Below are 15,908 nucleotides of genomic sequence, written 5' to 3'. Positions count from 1 at the left end.
GTCACCCACTGGACCGGCCCGCACCGCGTCGGTCCACGGCCGCGCTGAAGTAGCGCGCGTCGAGAGCGGGAGGCGGCGGGACGCCGTCCGACGCATCGGCCGCGTCCAGGGCCGAGCGGTCGTAGCGCCGGGTGAGCCGTCCGTATTGGTCTCCGCTGCGGGTCAGCCGGGAGAGGTGGCTCTCCAGCGGGCCGAGGGGCACCGGCTCCGGTACGAGGTCCAGACGCACCCACGGCAGCGCCGACAGGACCGCGGGCAGCCACAGGTTGTTGGGGGTGTCGACGGGGTGGACGACGTGGCGGGTCCGCACACCCCGCGGGACGGTGGCGGCGGCGAGCCGGACCATCGCGTCGGCGGCGTAGTCCACGGGGACGAAGTTCATCACGGTTCCGCGCGGCAGATGCAGGCGCACGGTGAGGGTCTCGTCCGGCGGCAGGACGGTGCCGGACGTCCGGGCCAGCCACCTCGGCCCCTGCCGCGCGGCCAGGGCCAGCTGCACGCCGGCGGCACTGAGCGGGTGGTGGGGGCAACCGGGCGGTACGCGCCGGTGGCTGACCAGGACGCTGGGCCGCAGCACGGTGACCGTGGCTCCGGTCCGCCGCGCCCACTGGCGGACCAGTTGCTCGGCCCGGTGTTTCGTGGCCTCGTAGGGCGCGGCGAAGCCGTGGGAGTCGTCGAGGCAGTCCTCGGTGACGGTGCCCGACAGCCGTCCTCCGGCGACGAAGGCGGTGCTGATGTGGACCAGACGGGCGGGTGTCCCCGGTCTCCGCTCGGCGAGTTCCAGAACGTGGCCGGTGCCGTCCACGTTCACCGGGCTGAGGGCGGCGAGGGGCGCCTGAAGGTCGATGCCCGCGGCGCAGTGCCAGATCTCCTCGGCCTCCGCGGCGAGGGCACGGTGGGCGTCGTCGGCCAGCCCCAGCAAGGGCCGGGACACGTCGCCCCGGATCAGGCGTACGTCCGCCAGCGCCACGAGGTCGTCCTGCCCGGCGCCCGCGGCCGTGAGGGCGCGGGCGAGCCGGCTCCGCGCGGCCGGCGGGTCCTGTCGGACCAGAGCCGTCACCCGGTGGCCACCGCGCAGCAGGCGCAGCAGGAGATGGGAACCCAGGAATCCGGTCGTACCGGTGATCACCGTGGTCACTCGTGTTCCTCACGCTCGCTGTCGTCATCGCGCCGAGGAGCGTCACCGGCTCTCGCCGCGCCGCGGGTTGTCGTCGCGTTCACGCCCGGCCGAAGAGCAGAACCGCGTTCTGCCCGCCGAAACCGAAGGAGTTGGTCATGGCGGCGTCCAGGCGGGCCGGGCGGGTCCCGTCGGTGACGACGTCCAGCTCGCGCCCCGCGTCCTGCTGTCGGAGGTTGGCGGTCGGCGGGATCTCCTGGCGCTCCAGGGCCAGTACGGTCACCGCTGCCTCGATGGCGCCGGAGGCACCGAGGCTGTGGCCGAGGACGCTCTTCGGGGCCGTCACCGGCGGCGGATCGCCGCCGAAGACCTCCCGCAGGGCCAGCGCTTCGGCGGCGTCACCGGCGACCGTGGCGGTGCCGTGGGCGTTGACGTGGTCGACCTCGCCCGGCGTGCAGCCCGCGGCCGTGATGGCCTGTCGCATGGCCTGGACCGCACCGGTGCCGTCGGGACGCGGCAGGACGGGATGGTACGCGTCGCTGCTGAAGGCGTGCCCGCGCAGTACGGCGCGAGCACGGGCGCCCCGCCTGCGGGCGTGCTGCGGATCCTCCAGCACGAGGATTGCCGCCCCCTCGGAGAGCACCAGACCGTCACGCTCGGCGTCGAAGGGCCGGCATGCCTCGGCCGGCCGGTCCGTGCGGCGGGAGAGGGCTCCCATCTGGTGGAAGCACGTCGCGCCCATCCGGCCTCGCGCCGACTCGCCGCTGCCCGCCAGGACGATGTCGCAGGCCCCGGACTCGACGAGGCCGGCGGCGACGCCCAGCGCCATGGCCCCGGACGCGCAGGCTCCGGCGACGGTGAATCCAGGGCCGCGTGCGCCGAGGTCGATGGCCACCTCCGCGGCGACCATGTTGGGCACGCTCCGGGTCAGGGCCGTCGGCGAGACCAGGTGGGGCATGTCCGCGTCGAGACGGCGGAACTCCCGGCCGTAGGTGTCCAGGCTGTTGCCCCCGATGCCGAGGATCACACCGACCCGGGGCGCATCCCAGTCGTCCGGGGCCAGGCCGGCGTCGGTGACCGCGTCGCGCGCCGCGATCAGCGCGAGGTGCGCGAACCGGTCGAGCCGACGCGCCGTCCGCCGCCCCAGCACGCCGACCGGGTCGACGGCGCGCACCGGGCAGAACAGGTCCACGGGCAGCCCCGCGAGGACCGGGTCCCTGACAGCCAGTCCGACGCCTTGCCGCAGCCCCTGCCAGCAGGCGTCCGGCCCGCGGCCCGCCGGGGTCAGCAGCCCCAGGCCGGTGACCGCCACGCCGCCCGGTGCGGGGCGCCGCCGGTGACCGGCCGTCCGCTCGGGGTCCGTCGCCTCGGAGCCGGACGTCGGGTCAAGAGGCATCATTGGTCCTTCGGCACGGAGGTCGGACGGGAGCGGGACAGACGCGGTGCGGCGTGCGGACGGTGCGGGACGGACGTCAGACGGTCGCCGCCTCGGAGCCGCGCGCCATGGCCGCCGCGAACGCCTCGGCCAGTTCCTCCAGGTTGCTGTCCAGGCTCAGGCCGCCGTCGAGGTCGTCGACCCTGACCCCGGTCTCCTCGGAGAGGATCACGGCGATCTCCGCGAGCATCAACGAGTCGACGTCGAGATCCCGGACCGTGGCTTGCGGACGTAGGCAGTCGGCGTCGATGCCGAACTCTTCGGTGAGCAGCGTGACCAGGCGGTCGTACATGGGGCAACTCCTGTGTGTTCCGAGGAGGATGTGACGCGGGCTCGTCCGCGGCGGCGACGTCACCGCTGTCAGCGGTTGAACGACCGGCGGCATTCGAGGTCACGGGCGCGCGGCGGCACCGCGTGGTGGTGGCGCGTGACCATGGCGGCGGGTCCTCGTTTGTGCAAGCGGGGCGGGGACGTGAGGGGCCGGGCCGACACGATCGTCCACGGCTCCGGACGCCGGACACGCACCAGCCGGCGGGCCGCACCCCCGTGGCCGGCGGGCGGCCCCGCTCGCGCCGAGACGAAGGTGTCGCGCGCCAGACGCCCGTAGGAGCAGAGATGGCCAGTCGTCACCGCCCTCCACGGACCGCCGAGCCCGATCGGCATCCGTCTGGCCGGAGGGCTCGGACGTCCATCGCGCGCACCGGTTCCGGACGCCGTCGCCGCGGCACGGCCCCCGAGCGACGGGACACCGGAGCATGACCGGCGTCGCCGTGACGGGCCTGGGCATGATCACCCCTGCCGGACACACCGCATCCGACACCTGGCGCACGGTCTGTGAGGGGAGGGGGCTGGCCCGACCCGACCCCGAACTCGCCGGACTGGACATCGACATCTCCTGCCGCGTCGACGACTTCGACGCCACGCGAGTACTGGGCCGCCCGCTCGCCCGCCGTCTCGACCGGTTCGCACACCTCGCCCTCGTCGCCGCCCGCGAGGCGGTCGAGGACGCGGGTCTCGAACCCGGCCTGCGGTCCCTCGCCCCGCGCGTCGGCGTCGTCCTCGGGGTCGGCAGCAACAGCCTGGCGACCTACGCGCGCGAATTCGGCAGACTCGCGCGGGGAGACGCGGCCCTTGTGTCACCGCTCGCCCTGACCAGGAGCGTGCCCAGCATGGCCGCGGCGGAGGTGGCCCTCGACCTCAAGGCCACCGGCCCCAACTTCACCGTCTCCAGCGCCTGTGCCTCCGGGGCCACCGCCATCGGGATCGCCGCGGCCCTGCTCGACTCCGGAGCCTGTGACATCGTGCTGGCGGGCGGCGCCGAGTCCGGACGATCCCGCATGACCGCCACGTGCTTCGCCAGCCTCAGAGCCCTGTCCCGCCGCACCGCCGAACCCCGGCGCGCCTCACGGCCCTTCGACGCGGATCGGGACGGTCTCGTCCTGTCCGAGGGTGCGGCGGTCCTCGTCCTGGAACGGCTTGACCACGCCCGCCGCCGGGGAGCGTCGGTACGTTCACTGCTGCGCGGGCACGCCACCGGTTGCGACGCCCACCACCCCGTGGCGCCGCACCCCGACGGCCAGGGGGCGGAACACGTCCTGCGGACCGCCATCGCCGCCGCCCGCCTCACTCCGCGGGATGTCCGGCACGTCAACGCGCACGGCACCGGCACCCGGGCCGGCGACGCGGCCGAGGCCCGGGCACTGCTGCGGGTCTTCGCCGGTGCCGTGCCGCCGGTCACCGCCGCCAAGGGCGTCCTCGGCCACGCGCTGGGCGCCGGCGGAGCCATCGAGGCGGCGCTGACCGTCCTCACCCTGGAACACCAGCTCGTCCCGCCCACCGCCAACCACGACCTCCAAGAGGCGGGACAGCGGCTGGACATCGTGACCGGCCGCCCCCGGCCCGGGCCCCTGCACAGCGCGGTCTGCAACTCCTTCGGTTTCGGCGGGCAGAACGCGGTCCTCGTCTTCACCACGCCATGACCGGGACCACACCTCGAAAGGCAACCCCCATGCGCATCGACACAGACGACGCACCGGACGACACCCGGGTCCTGGCCGACCTGGAGCCGGTCGCGGCCGACGCACTCGACGACCACCTGCGCCACTGCGCGGACTGGCACCCGCACGAGTACATCCCGTGGAGCGAGGGACGCACCTTCGACGGGGTACTGGACGGCGATCCCTGGCGTCCCGAGCAGGCACGTCTTGACCCGGCGGCCCGCGACGGCCTGGTCCACAACCTGCTGAGCGAGGACAACCTCCCGAGCTATCACCGCGTCATCGCCCGCATGTTCACGCTCGACGGAGCCTGGGGCACCTGGGTGAACCGCTGGACCGTCGAGGAGGGCCGGCACGGCACGGCGATCCGCGACTACCTCCTGGTCACCCGCGCCACCGATCCGGCCGCCTTGGAGCGGGCCCGCTGCGCACACGTGCAGAACGGTTACGAACTCGACCAGACGGACGTCCTGTCATCCCTGGTCTACGTCACCCTCCAGGAACTCGGCACCCGAGTCTCCTACACCAACATCCAGCGCCTGTCGGGCGATCCGGTGTGCGTCAAACTGCTCCAGCGCATCGGGCAGGACGAGAACCGGCACATGCTGTTCTACCGGACCGTGCTGACCGCGGCGATGCGCATGTACCCCGACGACACTCTCAGCTCGGCCGCACGGGTGCTCGCCTCCGCCCGGGCCCCCGGCCACCAGGCCCCCGACTACGAGAAGCTGGCCGCCTCCATGGCCTGGTCCGGCATCTACAGTCCGGTCACGCACCACGAGTCCGTCCTGCTGCCCCTGATCCGTCAACTCGGCGCACTGGAAGCCACCGGACTCGGTCCCCGGGGCTCCCGGGCTCAGGAGGACATCGCCGCGCTCCTGGACACGGCGGCACGGCGTGCCGCGAGGTTCACCGCACTGCGCGAGCAGCTGCCGACGCCGCCGTGAGCGGCCGGCAACGGCCCTCCAGCGGTACCGCGGGCCGTCCCGTGGCCCGGGCTTGAGTCTCTCCCGGGGAGAGGGCCTGGCCCGGGCTGACGGACATGAACAGCAACGGTCTCGACGGACGCGTCGCCGCGGTGGCGCGCGGCAGCAGGGTGCCGGCCTGGCGACGGTACGACGGCTGCGGCAGGCCGGGGCCAGGGCCGTCACCATCGCCCGCACCTCGCCGGCGGCCGGAATGAGCACCAGCAGGAACACCGCGCTGACGGCGGGGACCTCCTCCCATCGCCCCCTCCGCCTCATCACGCCGATGGTCATCATGAGGGCGATGACACAGAAGAGGCCGGTGAAGACGACTGCCCGGAACCCGGACTTGATTGGGGTGGCTCGGCCCTGAGAAGCAAGTGAGGATGCGGTCGATGCGGCCGACGGGCCCGCCTTCGACGATAGGGGTTTGGAGGGACCGTCCACGCAGTGGCGCCGTAGGACACCGATTCAGCTCTTGATTCCGCTGGATGAACCGCTCATCACGTCACCCGAGAGCGCATCCGCCCTGGCCGCCCACGGTGCGGTGAACCGTTCAGCGGCGTCCCAGAGTTCGGCTTCACGCCGCGTGTCGTAGGACTCGTCCGACGAGCGGTCCGCACGGCTGCGGTCGACGTAGGAGCCGGTCGGTGCCTGGGTCCTGCCGAGGACCACGTCGGCGAGGTAGCGGCCCGCCGTGTCGCGGCCGGTGGCGAACGGGGTGTGGGCCATCGCCGGCAGGATGCGCCGCATCGCGAACCGGGAGACGGGGTCCGCGTTGCGGGCGAGGCCGGTGCCGGGTACGAAGCCCGGGTTGTAGGCGACGGCGTCGATCCCGGCCGGCAGGCGGCGCGCGTACTCGTGCACGAGGTAGATGGCGGCCAGCTTGCTCGTCGAGTACGCGGTGCGTCCGGCGACCGCCGTCTCCGGCTTGGGGAAGGCGCGTATGCGGGCGAGGACGTCCGGGGACTTCCAGGCCGGGCCTGGCACCATGCCCATGTTGTGCTTGAAGTCGCCGAAGTGGGTGTCACTGGCGGTGATCACGATCCGGGCGGGAGCGGCGAAGCGGTCCTGGAGCACGCGGACGAACAGATGGTTGGCGAGCACGTTGACCGTGAAGGTGGACTCGAACCCGTCGGGTCCCTCGGTCAGCGCGTTCGTGTGCTGGACGCCCGCGTTGCCCACGAAGCCGCGCAGCGGCGGCAGGTCACCGCGGTCCAGCCGGTCGCGGATCCCGGTGGCGGCGGTACGGACGCTGACCAGCGAGCCGAGGTCCGCCGAGATGTGCGAGACCGTGTTCCCGCCGGTGGCGAGTTCCGTGGCGAGCTGTGCGCCGGAGGAGCCGCGGGCGACGACGACGAGGTGCACGTCCGGCAACTGGCGCAGGATGTGCTCCGCGGCGACGCGGCCGATTCCGCGGCTCGCGCCCGTCATCACGACGGTGTGCTTCATGGAAGGCTCCTTCACTGGTCAGCCGATGTGGCCCGGCTTGGGCACAGCCCCACGTTCGCCGCTCGCGCCAGCGCCGGCCAGTGCCGTCCCCGTCACTAGGACCGGCAGTACCCAGGCTGATGCGTCGCCGCTCGACGAGAATGAACCCATGGCTGCCTCCCGTTCCGATTTCGCCGCGCTCCTGCGCGCCTGGCGCGACCGTCTCGCCCCGGCCGACGCCGGTTTCACAGTGATGGACGGCCGTCGGGCCCCGGGGCTGCGCCGCGAGGAACTGGCGCAGTTGGCCGGGCTTTCCGTCGACTACGTCCTGCGCCTGGAACAGGGACGCGCGAAGAACCCCTCGGCCCAGGTCGTCGGCGCCCTCGCCCGGGCCCTTCAGCTGTCCCGCGCCGAGCGCGACCAGCTGTACCGAAGCGCCGGGCTCCTGCCGCCCCGGGACGGGACGGTCAGCACCCATGTGCCCCCGGGCATCCAACGGCTGGCCGCGCGCCTCGGCGACGTTCCGATCGGTGTGTTCACCGCCGACTGGACCCTGGTGTGGTGGAACACCATGTGGAGCGCCCTGCACGGCGACCCCGCCGTCATCCCGACCGCCGAACGGAACCTGGCCCGCGCGCTCTGCGGCGACGGCGCCGCACACGCCTCGATGCTTCCCGTCCAGTCCGAGCGCGGTCCGGACGCCTTCGCGGCGTCGGTCGTCGCCGACCTCAAGGACGCCGTGTCCCGCTACCCCGCCGACGCCCAGCTCGATCGACTCGTACGGGAACTACGGGAAACCTCCCCCGTCTTCGCTCGTCACTGGGCCACGCGGACGTACGCCGCCCCGCACACGACTGACCGCAAGAGGATCCGGCACCCGAAGACCGGCGACATCCTGCTCGACTGCGACGTCCTCGTCGTCCCCGGCGCCGATCTGCGCATGGTCACCTACACGGCGGCGACCGGAAGCAGCGACGCGGGGAAACTGGACCTTCTTCGCGTCACAGGTGGTCACCGCACCGCCACGGCGCTCATCTGACCGGCGGACGCTGGACGGCTCGGCGAGCAGACCGGGCGAACCCGACGGTGCCGTCGGGCCACCGCGGTCCGAGCCCGCAGGCCCGGAACTGCGGTGAACGGCACGCCGCCGCCTACTGCTCAGCCGTCCGCTCGGTCCGGTCGCCCATCCGTGCTCCGGTGCCGGACGAGCGCAGGTGGAGGACGACGGCCGCCGTACCGAGGGCCGGCACGTCCACGGGGACGGCACGGTCCGGCTCCGGAGTGACGTCGTGCGTGGCCGAGCCCAGGTAGGTGGTGCGGACGGCGCGTGTGACGGCGAAGGGGGTGCGCAAGCGGCAGGTGACGGGGACGTCGGCAACCGACTGCAGGCGCACCATGAGTGTGCCGCTCTCGGGGACGGTCGCCCCTACCAGTCGTACCCGGGTGTCGTCCAGAGCCAGGAACTGGGTCTGGGCCGGGGCTTCGGTCCCGGCTGCGGCACGTGCCCGCACCGGCACGAGGGGGTGGCCGGTGATCGCGGCGGTTCGTACGCCGAGCTCGTCGGCGTGGGTCGCGTCGCCGTCCGTGGTGGTGCTGAACCCGACGCTGTAGCGGAAGACGTGGTCGAAGGCCTGCTGGGCGGGGAAGTTCGTGTCCCAGATGTTGTTGTGCACCCAGGAGAAGACCGTCGCCGGCTCTTCCCGCGGCAGCGACTGCGGATAGGGGGCGTAAGGAATCGCGATCCCGCCGAGCTGCACGAGCGGGGCGTCGGCCGTCGCCAGCGCGACGTGGCGGGTGCCGTCGCTCAGAGTGATCCAGCGGCGGACGGCGCGCATGTGCGCCGCCGAGCCCGGTACGGTCTCCCTGTCGCTGCCCAGTACGCCGCCCGTGGCTTCGGTGTGTACGGCGGGGTCCTCGAGGGCGAAGGGGAAGGCGAAAAAGGCGCTCTCCTTCGTCAGGGTGGCGTTCTTGTCGATGCGGTTCTCCATGTCGACGCGTGCCGCGTGGTGCGGAAGGTGAACGCGTACACGGAGCCGACGGGTGCCGGCCGGGGCGCATTCGTAGACGACGGTCTGCCCGGTGGCGTCCGTGGTGCGGTCGACGAGTGCCGCGGGCGGGGCGGTGCTGCGAGAGGCGAGCAGGTGCATCGAGTCGTCGGACACGGTCTTGCTGGACTGGTGGTTGAACGCGCCGGCCGTGGCGTACTCGTCGTAGAGGTACCCGTTGAAGCCGACGGTCGCGTCCTGGCGGACCATCTCGCGACCGGTGGCCTTGTCGACGATGGAGGAGATGCACGCCTCGCGCAGGTCCACGGTCACCCGCAGGTGGTCGTTCTCCAGGACGGTTTCGCCGACGGCCGGCCTCGCCGTCTCCTCGCCCCGCGTCGAGGGCTCGTCGGCCGTGGCGATGTCCAGGCGCACGGCTCCGCACGCCGGCACGTTCGGGACGGGTACGTGCAGGAAGCGGCCGGCCGCGCGGTGACGCTCGTTGGTCTGGGCCTCCTCCGCGAAGGGCAGGGGTGCGCCGGTGCGGGCGTCGCGGACCAGGACCGGCTCACCGAGCGCCACCGTGCTCTCCGGAAGGAAGAGCCGAACCGTCTCGCTCCGCGGCCAGCTGCAGGTGTTCACGGCGTAGAAGGACGCCGCCGCGTCGTCGGCGGGGGCGAGGGCTTCGCCGAGCAGGGCGGAGGCGGCGTCCAGGAGTGTCTCGGCGTCGTCGTGCGCGCGCATGGCCTGGGAGTACTTCCAGTGCCACTGCTTCTCGCCGGACCCGTGGCCGTGGTCCCCGTGGGTCCAGGGGTCGCCGGCCCCCCAGGTGTGTTCGTTGAACAGTGACGCGGAGCGGTAGACGTCCGGTGCGCTCGTGGTGACGGCCGTGCTGCCGGGTACGCCCATCAGGTGGGCGTACCCGGCCACGGTCTGCGCCTCGGCGAGGGCGGCCTGCCCACGCCGCGTGGCGGCCAGTGGGACGGCGCCGGCGCCGACGCCGTCGACCCACCAGTCGCTCCAGTCGCCCCGGTAGGTCTCCAGACGGTCACCGACGCGCTTCTCGGCGTCCTCGAAGAAGTCCTGGTTGCGGGAGGCGCGCAGCTGCGGGTACGCCCACTGTTCGTTCCAGCGGCGCACCGTGTCGGAGATGACGCGGCGCGGTGGGCCGTTGTCCGCGAACTTGCCCAGCACCCGCAGGTGCAGGACGTCCCAGGGGTAGGGGTCGGCGGTGTCGGGCAGGTCGAGGGCGGGGAAGCCGGGGATCCCGCGTCCCCGGTGGGGGTAGGGGAACCGGGCGAGGGCGCTGAGGTAGGCGGGGAGCAGGTCGTCGACGTGGTCGTAGGACTCGTCGAAGCCGAGGATCGAGCCCTCCATGTAGGCCAGGCCGTGCGGGGTGTCCGTCCGCCAGACCAGGACGCTGTTGCCGCTGGGCGCCTGCCAGCGGAACAGGCGGGGAAGGTGTTCCCCGCCGACGAGGTGGGGCACGGCGCGGCCGGCCCAGTTGTGCGCCACGGACAGGTAGCGGATGCCGTTGTCCGCGAGGACGTCGGGCAGGCCCACCACCTGGCCGGGCACGTCCGTCTGCATGGCCGTGGTGATGTGGATGCCGTGCCGGTCGCGCAGCTCGGTGACGGGGCGCAGCAGTTCGTGCAGTTCGTCGGTCGAGCAGGTCTCGGTGTGGAGGTTGAACGGCATGGCCGTGAGTTCGACGCGTCCCTCACGCACCCGGTCGAGGAACGTGCCGACCTGGCGCCGGGGGCGGCTGGCCCGCCAGTCCTGGAAAGAGTGGAACCCTTCGACGGCCCAGCGGAACCGGGCCGGGTCGGGCCAGTCGTCGGTGTCCCGGCACAGTTCGAGGAGCGAGTCGAGGTAGGCGCGGCTCTCGGCCATCACCCGGCCCTGCGGGTCGGTGTAGCCGATGTCCAGGTGGGAGTGCTGCACCAGGTGCAGCGTCCAGTGACGCTGCGGGCGCGCCTCGAAGGTGAGCCGGGTGCCCTCTTCGAGTTCCGGGAGCTCGATCAGCAAGGGGGTGGGTGCGTCGACCTCCGGGACCAGGAGGCGGGTGTCGCCCCCCGGGCCCGGCGCGATCTCGCAGTGGACGGTGGAGCCGCCGCTGGTGGTGACGTGGGCTTTGGTGACGCGCGGGTGCGGCCCGGGGCTGCCGGGTCGGCTCGCCCGGATCCGGACGGACTGCAGCAGTCCGCCCGTTCCGTCGCGGCGCAGCAGGGGTTCTCCCGACATCCGCACCTGCAGGCCCCCGAGGCCGGCGGTGGTGGCCACGCGCTCCTTCAGGATGTCGCGGGCGATGTCGGAGTCCCACCAGGACGGCCGGGTCAGCGGTGGCTTGGGCATGGTGCGTGAGGTCCTTCGTGTCGGGGGCGGGGTGGCGCGGTGGGCCGCGTCAGGAGGGCTGGCGCCGCTGGTGGGTGGCGTCGGCGAGGGTCGCGAAGATCTGGACCATGGCCGACTGGTTGAGGGTTGCGGCCGGGGCCGCGGGGTCGTAGTCGCCGCCGTTGGAGGGCTGGAAGCGGAAGAGGCCGGTGGAGGCGTCCCGGTTGGTCCTGTACGTGCCGTCGGCGTAGACGCTCATCGCCTGCAGCCGGGCGGGGTCGGGGCGGATCGCGTCCAGGTCGAGGAGGTCCTTGAAGTAGAAGGCGTTGAAGACGGCCGGCTGGTCGTGCAGGCGGTCACCCGTGCTCCAGTACGCCAGGGAGCCGCGGGCGTCCTCCACCGCCTTCTCCAGGTACCCGGCGTTCCCGGTGCCCCGGTAGAGCGCGGTGGCGGTACCGATCATGGCGCCCGAGTTGTACGTCCACAGCGTCTCGTTGGTGCTGCCGTCGTCGCCGCGGTCGTTGACGTACAGACCGGGCGCCTTGCGCATGCACGAGTACACCCAGCCGTACCACTGCTCCGCCTTGTCGAGGTAGGCGCGGTCACGGGTGTGCTCGTAGAGGCGGGCGGCGAGTTGGGCCGAGAGGGCGGTGACGTTGGTGGCCCGGACGTTGTTGTTCGGCGAGTCGTACCAGTCCATGCCGCCGGGGCACGCCTTGCCGGTGTCGCCGTCCCAGGCCCGGGAGACGACGGGCACGACCCGTTCGGCCCGCTTCAGGAAGCGTTCGTCGCCGGTGGCCTCGTACTGGTCGAGCTGGGTGAGGGCGACCACGGCGTTGTCGTCGTAGTACACGTCGCCGCCCGTCCCCAAGGGGGCGGGGAGGTATGACTCGTAGCCCGGACGCTCGCCGGAGGTGTAGTAGAGCTCGGCCGAGTCGAAGCGTTCGGCCGCGTCGCGCCGGTAGGCGGCCCCGGTGCGCGGCAGTGCCTGCATGTCGACGGCTGCCTGCGCGGCCTCGCGGAACGGCCACAGGTAGGAGTGTTCCGGGTCCGCGGGCTGTCGGGGTGTGTGCTCCAGGTACAGCCCGTGGTGGCCGGCGCCTTCGTACAGGTGCTTCTGCAGCGCGCGGTAGCTGGTGGTGGCGCGGTCGGCCCATTCGTGGGAGGAGACCGGGCGTGCCCGTTCTGGGTCCTGGGCGTGTGCGGGGGCGGCCGTCCAGAGCAGGCCGGCGCAGACGAGGGGGGCGGTGGCGCGGGTGAGCAGCGAACGCAGCATGGTGTTTCCCTTCGCGGCGATGAGGAGGGAGGCAGGGGTGCGGGGCTCAGCGGTGGATCTTGAGGCTGCTGACGAAGAAGCGCTGGGCGGCGAAGAACAGCACCACGGTGGGCAGCGAGACGAGGAGGGCGCCGGCCAGGACGATGGGCGGTCCGACGTTGGAGTAGTTGCCCTGCAGGTCGGCGAGGGCGGCCATGACGGGCCGGATGTTGCGGCTCGTGACCATGGTGATGCCGAACATCAGGTCGTTCCAGACGGCGACGAACTGGAACACGAACACGGCGATCATCGCGGACCGGGTCAGCGGGACGTGGATCTGCCAGAACACCCGCCACCAGGACGCACCGTCCATACGTGCGGCCTCCACGACCTCCCGCGGCAGTGTCAGGGCGTAGTTGCGCATGACGAAGAACGCGAACGGGACCGCGATCGCCGTGTAGATCAGCACGAGGCCGAACTGGGTGTCGTACAGCGATGTGTGGGCGTACGACAGGAACAGGGGCCTGATGAAGACCTGGAGGGGCAGCAGGGTGCCGGAGTAGATGACCCAGAACCACAGGGCCTGCCGCTTGACGGGCATGACGACCGTCGCGAAGGCGGCGAAGCCGGCGAGCACCGCGGCGGCCACGGCGCTGACCACGGCGTACAGGAGGCTGTTGCCGAGGGCCGGGCCGAGGTGGGCCTTGTCCCAGGCTTGGGACATGTTGTCGAACAGCCCGAAGTCCTGGGGCAGCCAGTGCGGGCTCCCTGAGTAACTCCCCTCGGGCACCAGCGCGTTGACGACGAGGAGCCAGGTGGGGACCAGCCACAGCACGGCCAGTGTCCCGATGGTGGCGTTGCGCAAGACTCGGCCTGGGGACATCGTCACACGCCTTTCACGTCGAGCTGGCGGCGCAGGTACAGCCAGGAGGCGGCCAGCACGATCACGGTGAGAACGACCGCGATCGCCGCTCCGGCGCCGGGCCGCAGTTCCAGGAAGGTCTCGTTGTACATGGAGACGGCCAGCGTCTCGGTGGCCCGTCCGGGGCCGCCTTGGGTGAGCACCCAGATCAGGTCGAACGACTTGAGGCCGTTGACCAGGCTCATGCCGATCACGATGATCGACACCGGGCGGAGCTGGGGCAGGACGATGTGGCGGAACTGCTGCCATCCGCTCACTCCGTCCAGGGAGCCGGCCTCCAGGGTCTCGGGCGGGATGGACCGCAGTCCGACCAGGAAGAGGATGACGGCCACTCCGGTGGCCTGCCAGGCGTTGGCGACGATCATCACGAGTGTGTTGCCGGGCCAGGTCAGCAGCCATCCCTGGGCCAGTGAATCGAGCCCGACGCCGGTCAGCACCTGGTTGACGGCGCCGTCGGTGGTGAGCATGAAGTTCCACACCACCGCCACCGCGGACCCCGACAGCGCGTAGGGCAGCACCACGCACAGCCGTGCGAGGCGGGACAGGCGGCTGGAGTCGGTCATGCAGGCGATGGCGAGCCCGAGCACGAACGGGAGCACGACCGTGCCCACCACCCACATCAGTGTGTTCTGGATGGAGCGGGCGAGGGCCGGGTCGGAGGCGAACAGCGAGTAGTTCTCGAACCAGCTGAACGGCGCGGTCCGTGTGTCGCTGAAGAAGCTGCGGTGGACGGTCCACACAAACGGGGCCAGGAGGAAAAGCGTGACCAGGAGGACTGCCGGGGCCATGAAGCCGCCGGCCGCCAGACGCTCGCGCACGGTGGCCCAGGTGCGCGCCCGGGGGAAACGCCGCGTCGCGGGCGGTGCCGCCGGCCCGCCGGTCGTGGCCGGTGGACGTCGGTCGGTCGTAGAAGTGCTCATGCTTCGTCTCGCTTCCAGGCCGCCCATTCGTCGCGTGCGCGCTCCTGCATCCGGCGCAGTGTGGTGGCCGGAGAGGTCTGCCCGGCCATGAATCCGCCGAGGTCGTTGGTGTTGCCCTGGATGAGGCTGGGCGGGCCGGACTCCCAGTAGCGGACCAGCGCCAGCCGGTCGTTGCGGGCGATGTCCCGTTGGAGCCCGGCCACCACCGGGTTGCTGGAGCGCACCTTCGGGTTGGCGGAGCTGTCCTGCAGGAAGTCGCTCCACACCCGCTGGACGGACGGGTCGAGCCAGGCCCCGACGTTGGCCATCGCGGCGTCGTGCGACGAGGCCCGGCCGGGCACCACGAAGACGCCCGACTCCGCTATCACGCTCTTCGGGGTGGAGGGGCGCACCGCGGGAAGGATGAAGGCGCCGTAGTCGGTGCCCGGTTCCATGCCCGCCGCCGACATGCCGGACGCCTGCCAGGTGCCGTGCAGGAACATGCCCACCGTGCCCTCCTTCAGCGCGCCGGGGCCGCGCGCCTGGTCGAAGTCGGGGGACGTCATCCAGCCCTTGCGCATGAAGTCGTGCCAGATGTCCATCGCCTGACGGGCCGGACCGTCGGTGTAGGAGGCCTGTCCGGTCACCAGCCGCTGGTAGAAGCGGGGGTCGACCTTGCTGACCAGTTCCTGGAACCACTCGATCGCCGGCCAGCCGCCCACCTGACTGGCGAGGAACGGTGCGATCTTGTTGCGCTTGAGGACTTCGGCGCAGTGCAGCAGTTCGTCCCAGCTGCTCGGGGCGGACAGGCTCAGCTTCCTGAACACCGGCTTGCTGTAGAAGAGCACGTAGTACGACTCGTACAGCGGGATCCCGTACGCCTTGCCGCGGTAGGAGACGGCCTCCCGCGATGTCCCGCGCACCCATCCCTTCGCCGCGTACTGCTGCCAGACGCGGGTCAGGTCGGTGAGCCCGCCGGCGCGCGCCAGCCGTTTGAGCTGGTACCCGGACGCCCACTTGACGAGGTCGGAGGATTTCGAGGTCTGCAGGGTCATCTGCACGACCTGCTGGTAGGAGGTGACGGACGGATTCGACAGCGGCCTGAGCGCGTAGCCGGTGATCTTCCTCAGCTGGCGGCCCGCCGCGCGGTAGCCGTCGTCCCAGGTGGCGTTGTCGTTGGAGATGCTGGTGGTCCCCGGCTGCGGGGACGTACTCGCTCCCCGCGCGCAGCCCCCCGCCGTCAGGACGGCCGCGCCGGCGGCCGCCCCGGCGAGGAACCGGCGGCGAGCGAGCGGAAGGGCCGCACTGCTGGTCCTGCCCGATGCTGACATTGATCACCTTCACGGAATCGGCCCACTGCATGGCCAGATATGGATCGCTGGGCGCGCAGACGCCGGAGTAGCCCCGGAGCTGCCCAAGTGCGTGTGGCGTGAGGTTAACGACACCATTCCGGCGGTAGCAATACCTCAACGGGAAAAGAATCCGCAGCCCTAGACGTCTCGCATTAAAAGACCAGCTCAGAGGCACCTAGAGGTTGGATGCAGCCAACCGTGCGGCCATGGACACCT

12 protein-coding genes are annotated in these 15,908 nt (G+C 71.9%); 3 read left to right on the top strand and 9 right to left on the bottom strand.

The window, feature by feature from the left end:
- Position 1: 1 nt before the first annotated feature.
- The 3 genes from ACFW47_RS25750 to ACFW47_RS25740 all read right to left on the bottom strand — a co-directional run bounded on the left by ACFW47_RS25750 (position 2) and on the right by ACFW47_RS25740 (position 2,844).
- Positions 2-1,138, bottom strand: coding sequence for an SDR family oxidoreductase (locus ACFW47_RS25750; RefSeq protein ID WP_386283871.1), 1,137 nt, complete (start codon positions 1,136-1,138; stop codon positions 2-4).
- Between the two features lie 79 nt (positions 1,139-1,217).
- Positions 1,218-2,513, bottom strand: a complete 1,296-nt coding sequence (locus ACFW47_RS25745) for a beta-ketoacyl-[acyl-carrier-protein] synthase family protein (protein WP_386283873.1) — start codon at positions 2,511-2,513, stop codon at positions 1,218-1,220.
- Between the two features lie 76 nt (positions 2,514-2,589).
- Positions 2,590-2,844 carry an acyl carrier protein gene (locus ACFW47_RS25740; RefSeq protein WP_386283875.1) on the bottom strand — a complete coding sequence of 85 codons (255 nt, stop codon included), beginning with the start codon at positions 2,842-2,844 and terminating at the stop codon, positions 2,590-2,592.
- Between the two features lie 463 nt (positions 2,845-3,307).
- On the opposite strand from ACFW47_RS25740, the gene ACFW47_RS25735 reads away from it, so the two are divergent.
- Together ACFW47_RS25735 and ACFW47_RS25730 are read left to right on the top strand one after the other, a co-directional pair.
- Entirely contained in the window at positions 3,308-4,531 is a 1,224-nt protein-coding gene (locus ACFW47_RS25735) for a beta-ketoacyl-[acyl-carrier-protein] synthase family protein (RefSeq protein WP_386283878.1), read from the top strand.
- Between the two features lie 29 nt (positions 4,532-4,560).
- Complete coding sequence (locus ACFW47_RS25730) at positions 4,561-5,496, top strand: acyl-ACP desaturase (protein WP_386283880.1); 936 nt, start codon at positions 4,561-4,563, stop codon at positions 5,494-5,496.
- Between the two features lie 489 nt (positions 5,497-5,985).
- On the opposite strand, the gene ACFW47_RS25725 is transcribed toward ACFW47_RS25730, so the two are convergent.
- Positions 5,986-6,966: an SDR family NAD(P)-dependent oxidoreductase gene (locus ACFW47_RS25725; RefSeq protein WP_386283883.1), complete on the bottom strand. Its 981-nt coding sequence runs from the start codon at positions 6,964-6,966 to the stop codon at positions 5,986-5,988.
- A gap of 148 nt (positions 6,967-7,114) precedes the next feature.
- Here ACFW47_RS25725 and ACFW47_RS25720 point away from each other — a divergent pair, with 148 nt between their 5' ends.
- Positions 7,115-7,984, top strand: a complete 870-nt coding sequence (locus ACFW47_RS25720; RefSeq protein ID WP_386307269.1) for a helix-turn-helix transcriptional regulator — start codon at positions 7,115-7,117, stop codon at positions 7,982-7,984.
- 112 nt (positions 7,985-8,096) lie between these two features.
- On the opposite strand, the gene ACFW47_RS25715 is transcribed toward ACFW47_RS25720, so the two are convergent.
- The 5 genes from ACFW47_RS25715 to ACFW47_RS25695 are packed head-to-tail and all read right to left on the bottom strand — an operon-like array spanning position 8,097 to position 15,671.
- Entirely contained in the window at positions 8,097-11,285 is a 3,189-nt protein-coding gene (locus tag ACFW47_RS25715) for a glycoside hydrolase family 38 C-terminal domain-containing protein (protein WP_386283887.1), read from the bottom strand.
- Between the two features lie 49 nt (positions 11,286-11,334).
- Positions 11,335-12,540, bottom strand: coding sequence for a glycoside hydrolase family 76 protein (locus tag ACFW47_RS25710; protein WP_386307268.1), 1,206 nt, complete (start codon positions 12,538-12,540; stop codon positions 11,335-11,337).
- Positions 12,541-12,586: 46 nt separating this feature from the next.
- Positions 12,587-13,402 carry a carbohydrate ABC transporter permease gene (locus ACFW47_RS25705; protein ID WP_386283891.1) on the bottom strand — a complete coding sequence of 272 codons (816 nt, stop codon included), beginning with the start codon at positions 13,400-13,402 and terminating at the stop codon, positions 12,587-12,589.
- 2 nt (positions 13,403-13,404) lie between these two features.
- Complete coding sequence (locus ACFW47_RS25700) at positions 13,405-14,361, bottom strand: carbohydrate ABC transporter permease (protein ID WP_386307267.1); 957 nt, start codon at positions 14,359-14,361, stop codon at positions 13,405-13,407.
- Entirely contained in the window at positions 14,358-15,671 is a 1,314-nt protein-coding gene (locus ACFW47_RS25695) for an ABC transporter substrate-binding protein (protein WP_386307266.1), read from the bottom strand. Before ACFW47_RS25695 ends, ACFW47_RS25700 begins: the two co-directional genes overlap by 4 nt.
- Positions 15,672-15,908: the final 237 nt, after the last annotated feature.

The sequence above is a fragment of the Streptomyces sp. NPDC058796 genome (genome assembly GCF_042745235.1).
GTDB lineage: Bacteria > Actinomycetota > Actinomycetes > Streptomycetales > Streptomycetaceae > Streptomyces.
This window is presented reverse-complemented; position numbering and strand designations above follow the sequence as displayed.

Coding starts and splice junctions, on each gene's coding strand:
- ACFW47_RS25700 (WP_386307267.1), bottom strand. CDS start 14,361: ATGAGCACTTCTACGACCGACCGACGTCCACCGGCCACGACCGGCGGG.
- ACFW47_RS25695 (WP_386307266.1), bottom strand. CDS start 15,671: ATGTCAGCATCGGGCAGGACCAGCAGTGCGGCCCTTCCGCTCGCTCGC.
- ACFW47_RS25735 (WP_386283878.1), top strand. CDS start 3,308: ATGACCGGCGTCGCCGTGACGGGCCTGGGCATGATCACCCCTGCCGGA.
- ACFW47_RS25715 (WP_386283887.1), bottom strand. CDS start 11,285: ATGCCCAAGCCACCGCTGACCCGGCCGTCCTGGTGGGACTCCGACATC.
- ACFW47_RS25710 (WP_386307268.1), bottom strand. CDS start 12,540: ATGCTGCGTTCGCTGCTCACCCGCGCCACCGCCCCCCTCGTCTGCGCC.
- ACFW47_RS25705 (WP_386283891.1), bottom strand. CDS start 13,402: ATGTCCCCAGGCCGAGTCTTGCGCAACGCCACCATCGGGACACTGGCC.
- ACFW47_RS25740 (WP_386283875.1), bottom strand. CDS start 2,844: ATGTACGACCGCCTGGTCACGCTGCTCACCGAAGAGTTCGGCATCGAC.
- ACFW47_RS25720 (WP_386307269.1), top strand. CDS start 7,115: ATGGCTGCCTCCCGTTCCGATTTCGCCGCGCTCCTGCGCGCCTGGCGC.
- ACFW47_RS25730 (WP_386283880.1), top strand. CDS start 4,561: ATGCGCATCGACACAGACGACGCACCGGACGACACCCGGGTCCTGGCC.
- ACFW47_RS25745 (WP_386283873.1), bottom strand. CDS start 2,513: ATGCCTCTTGACCCGACGTCCGGCTCCGAGGCGACGGACCCCGAGCGG.
- ACFW47_RS25725 (WP_386283883.1), bottom strand. CDS start 6,966: ATGAAGCACACCGTCGTGATGACGGGCGCGAGCCGCGGAATCGGCCGC.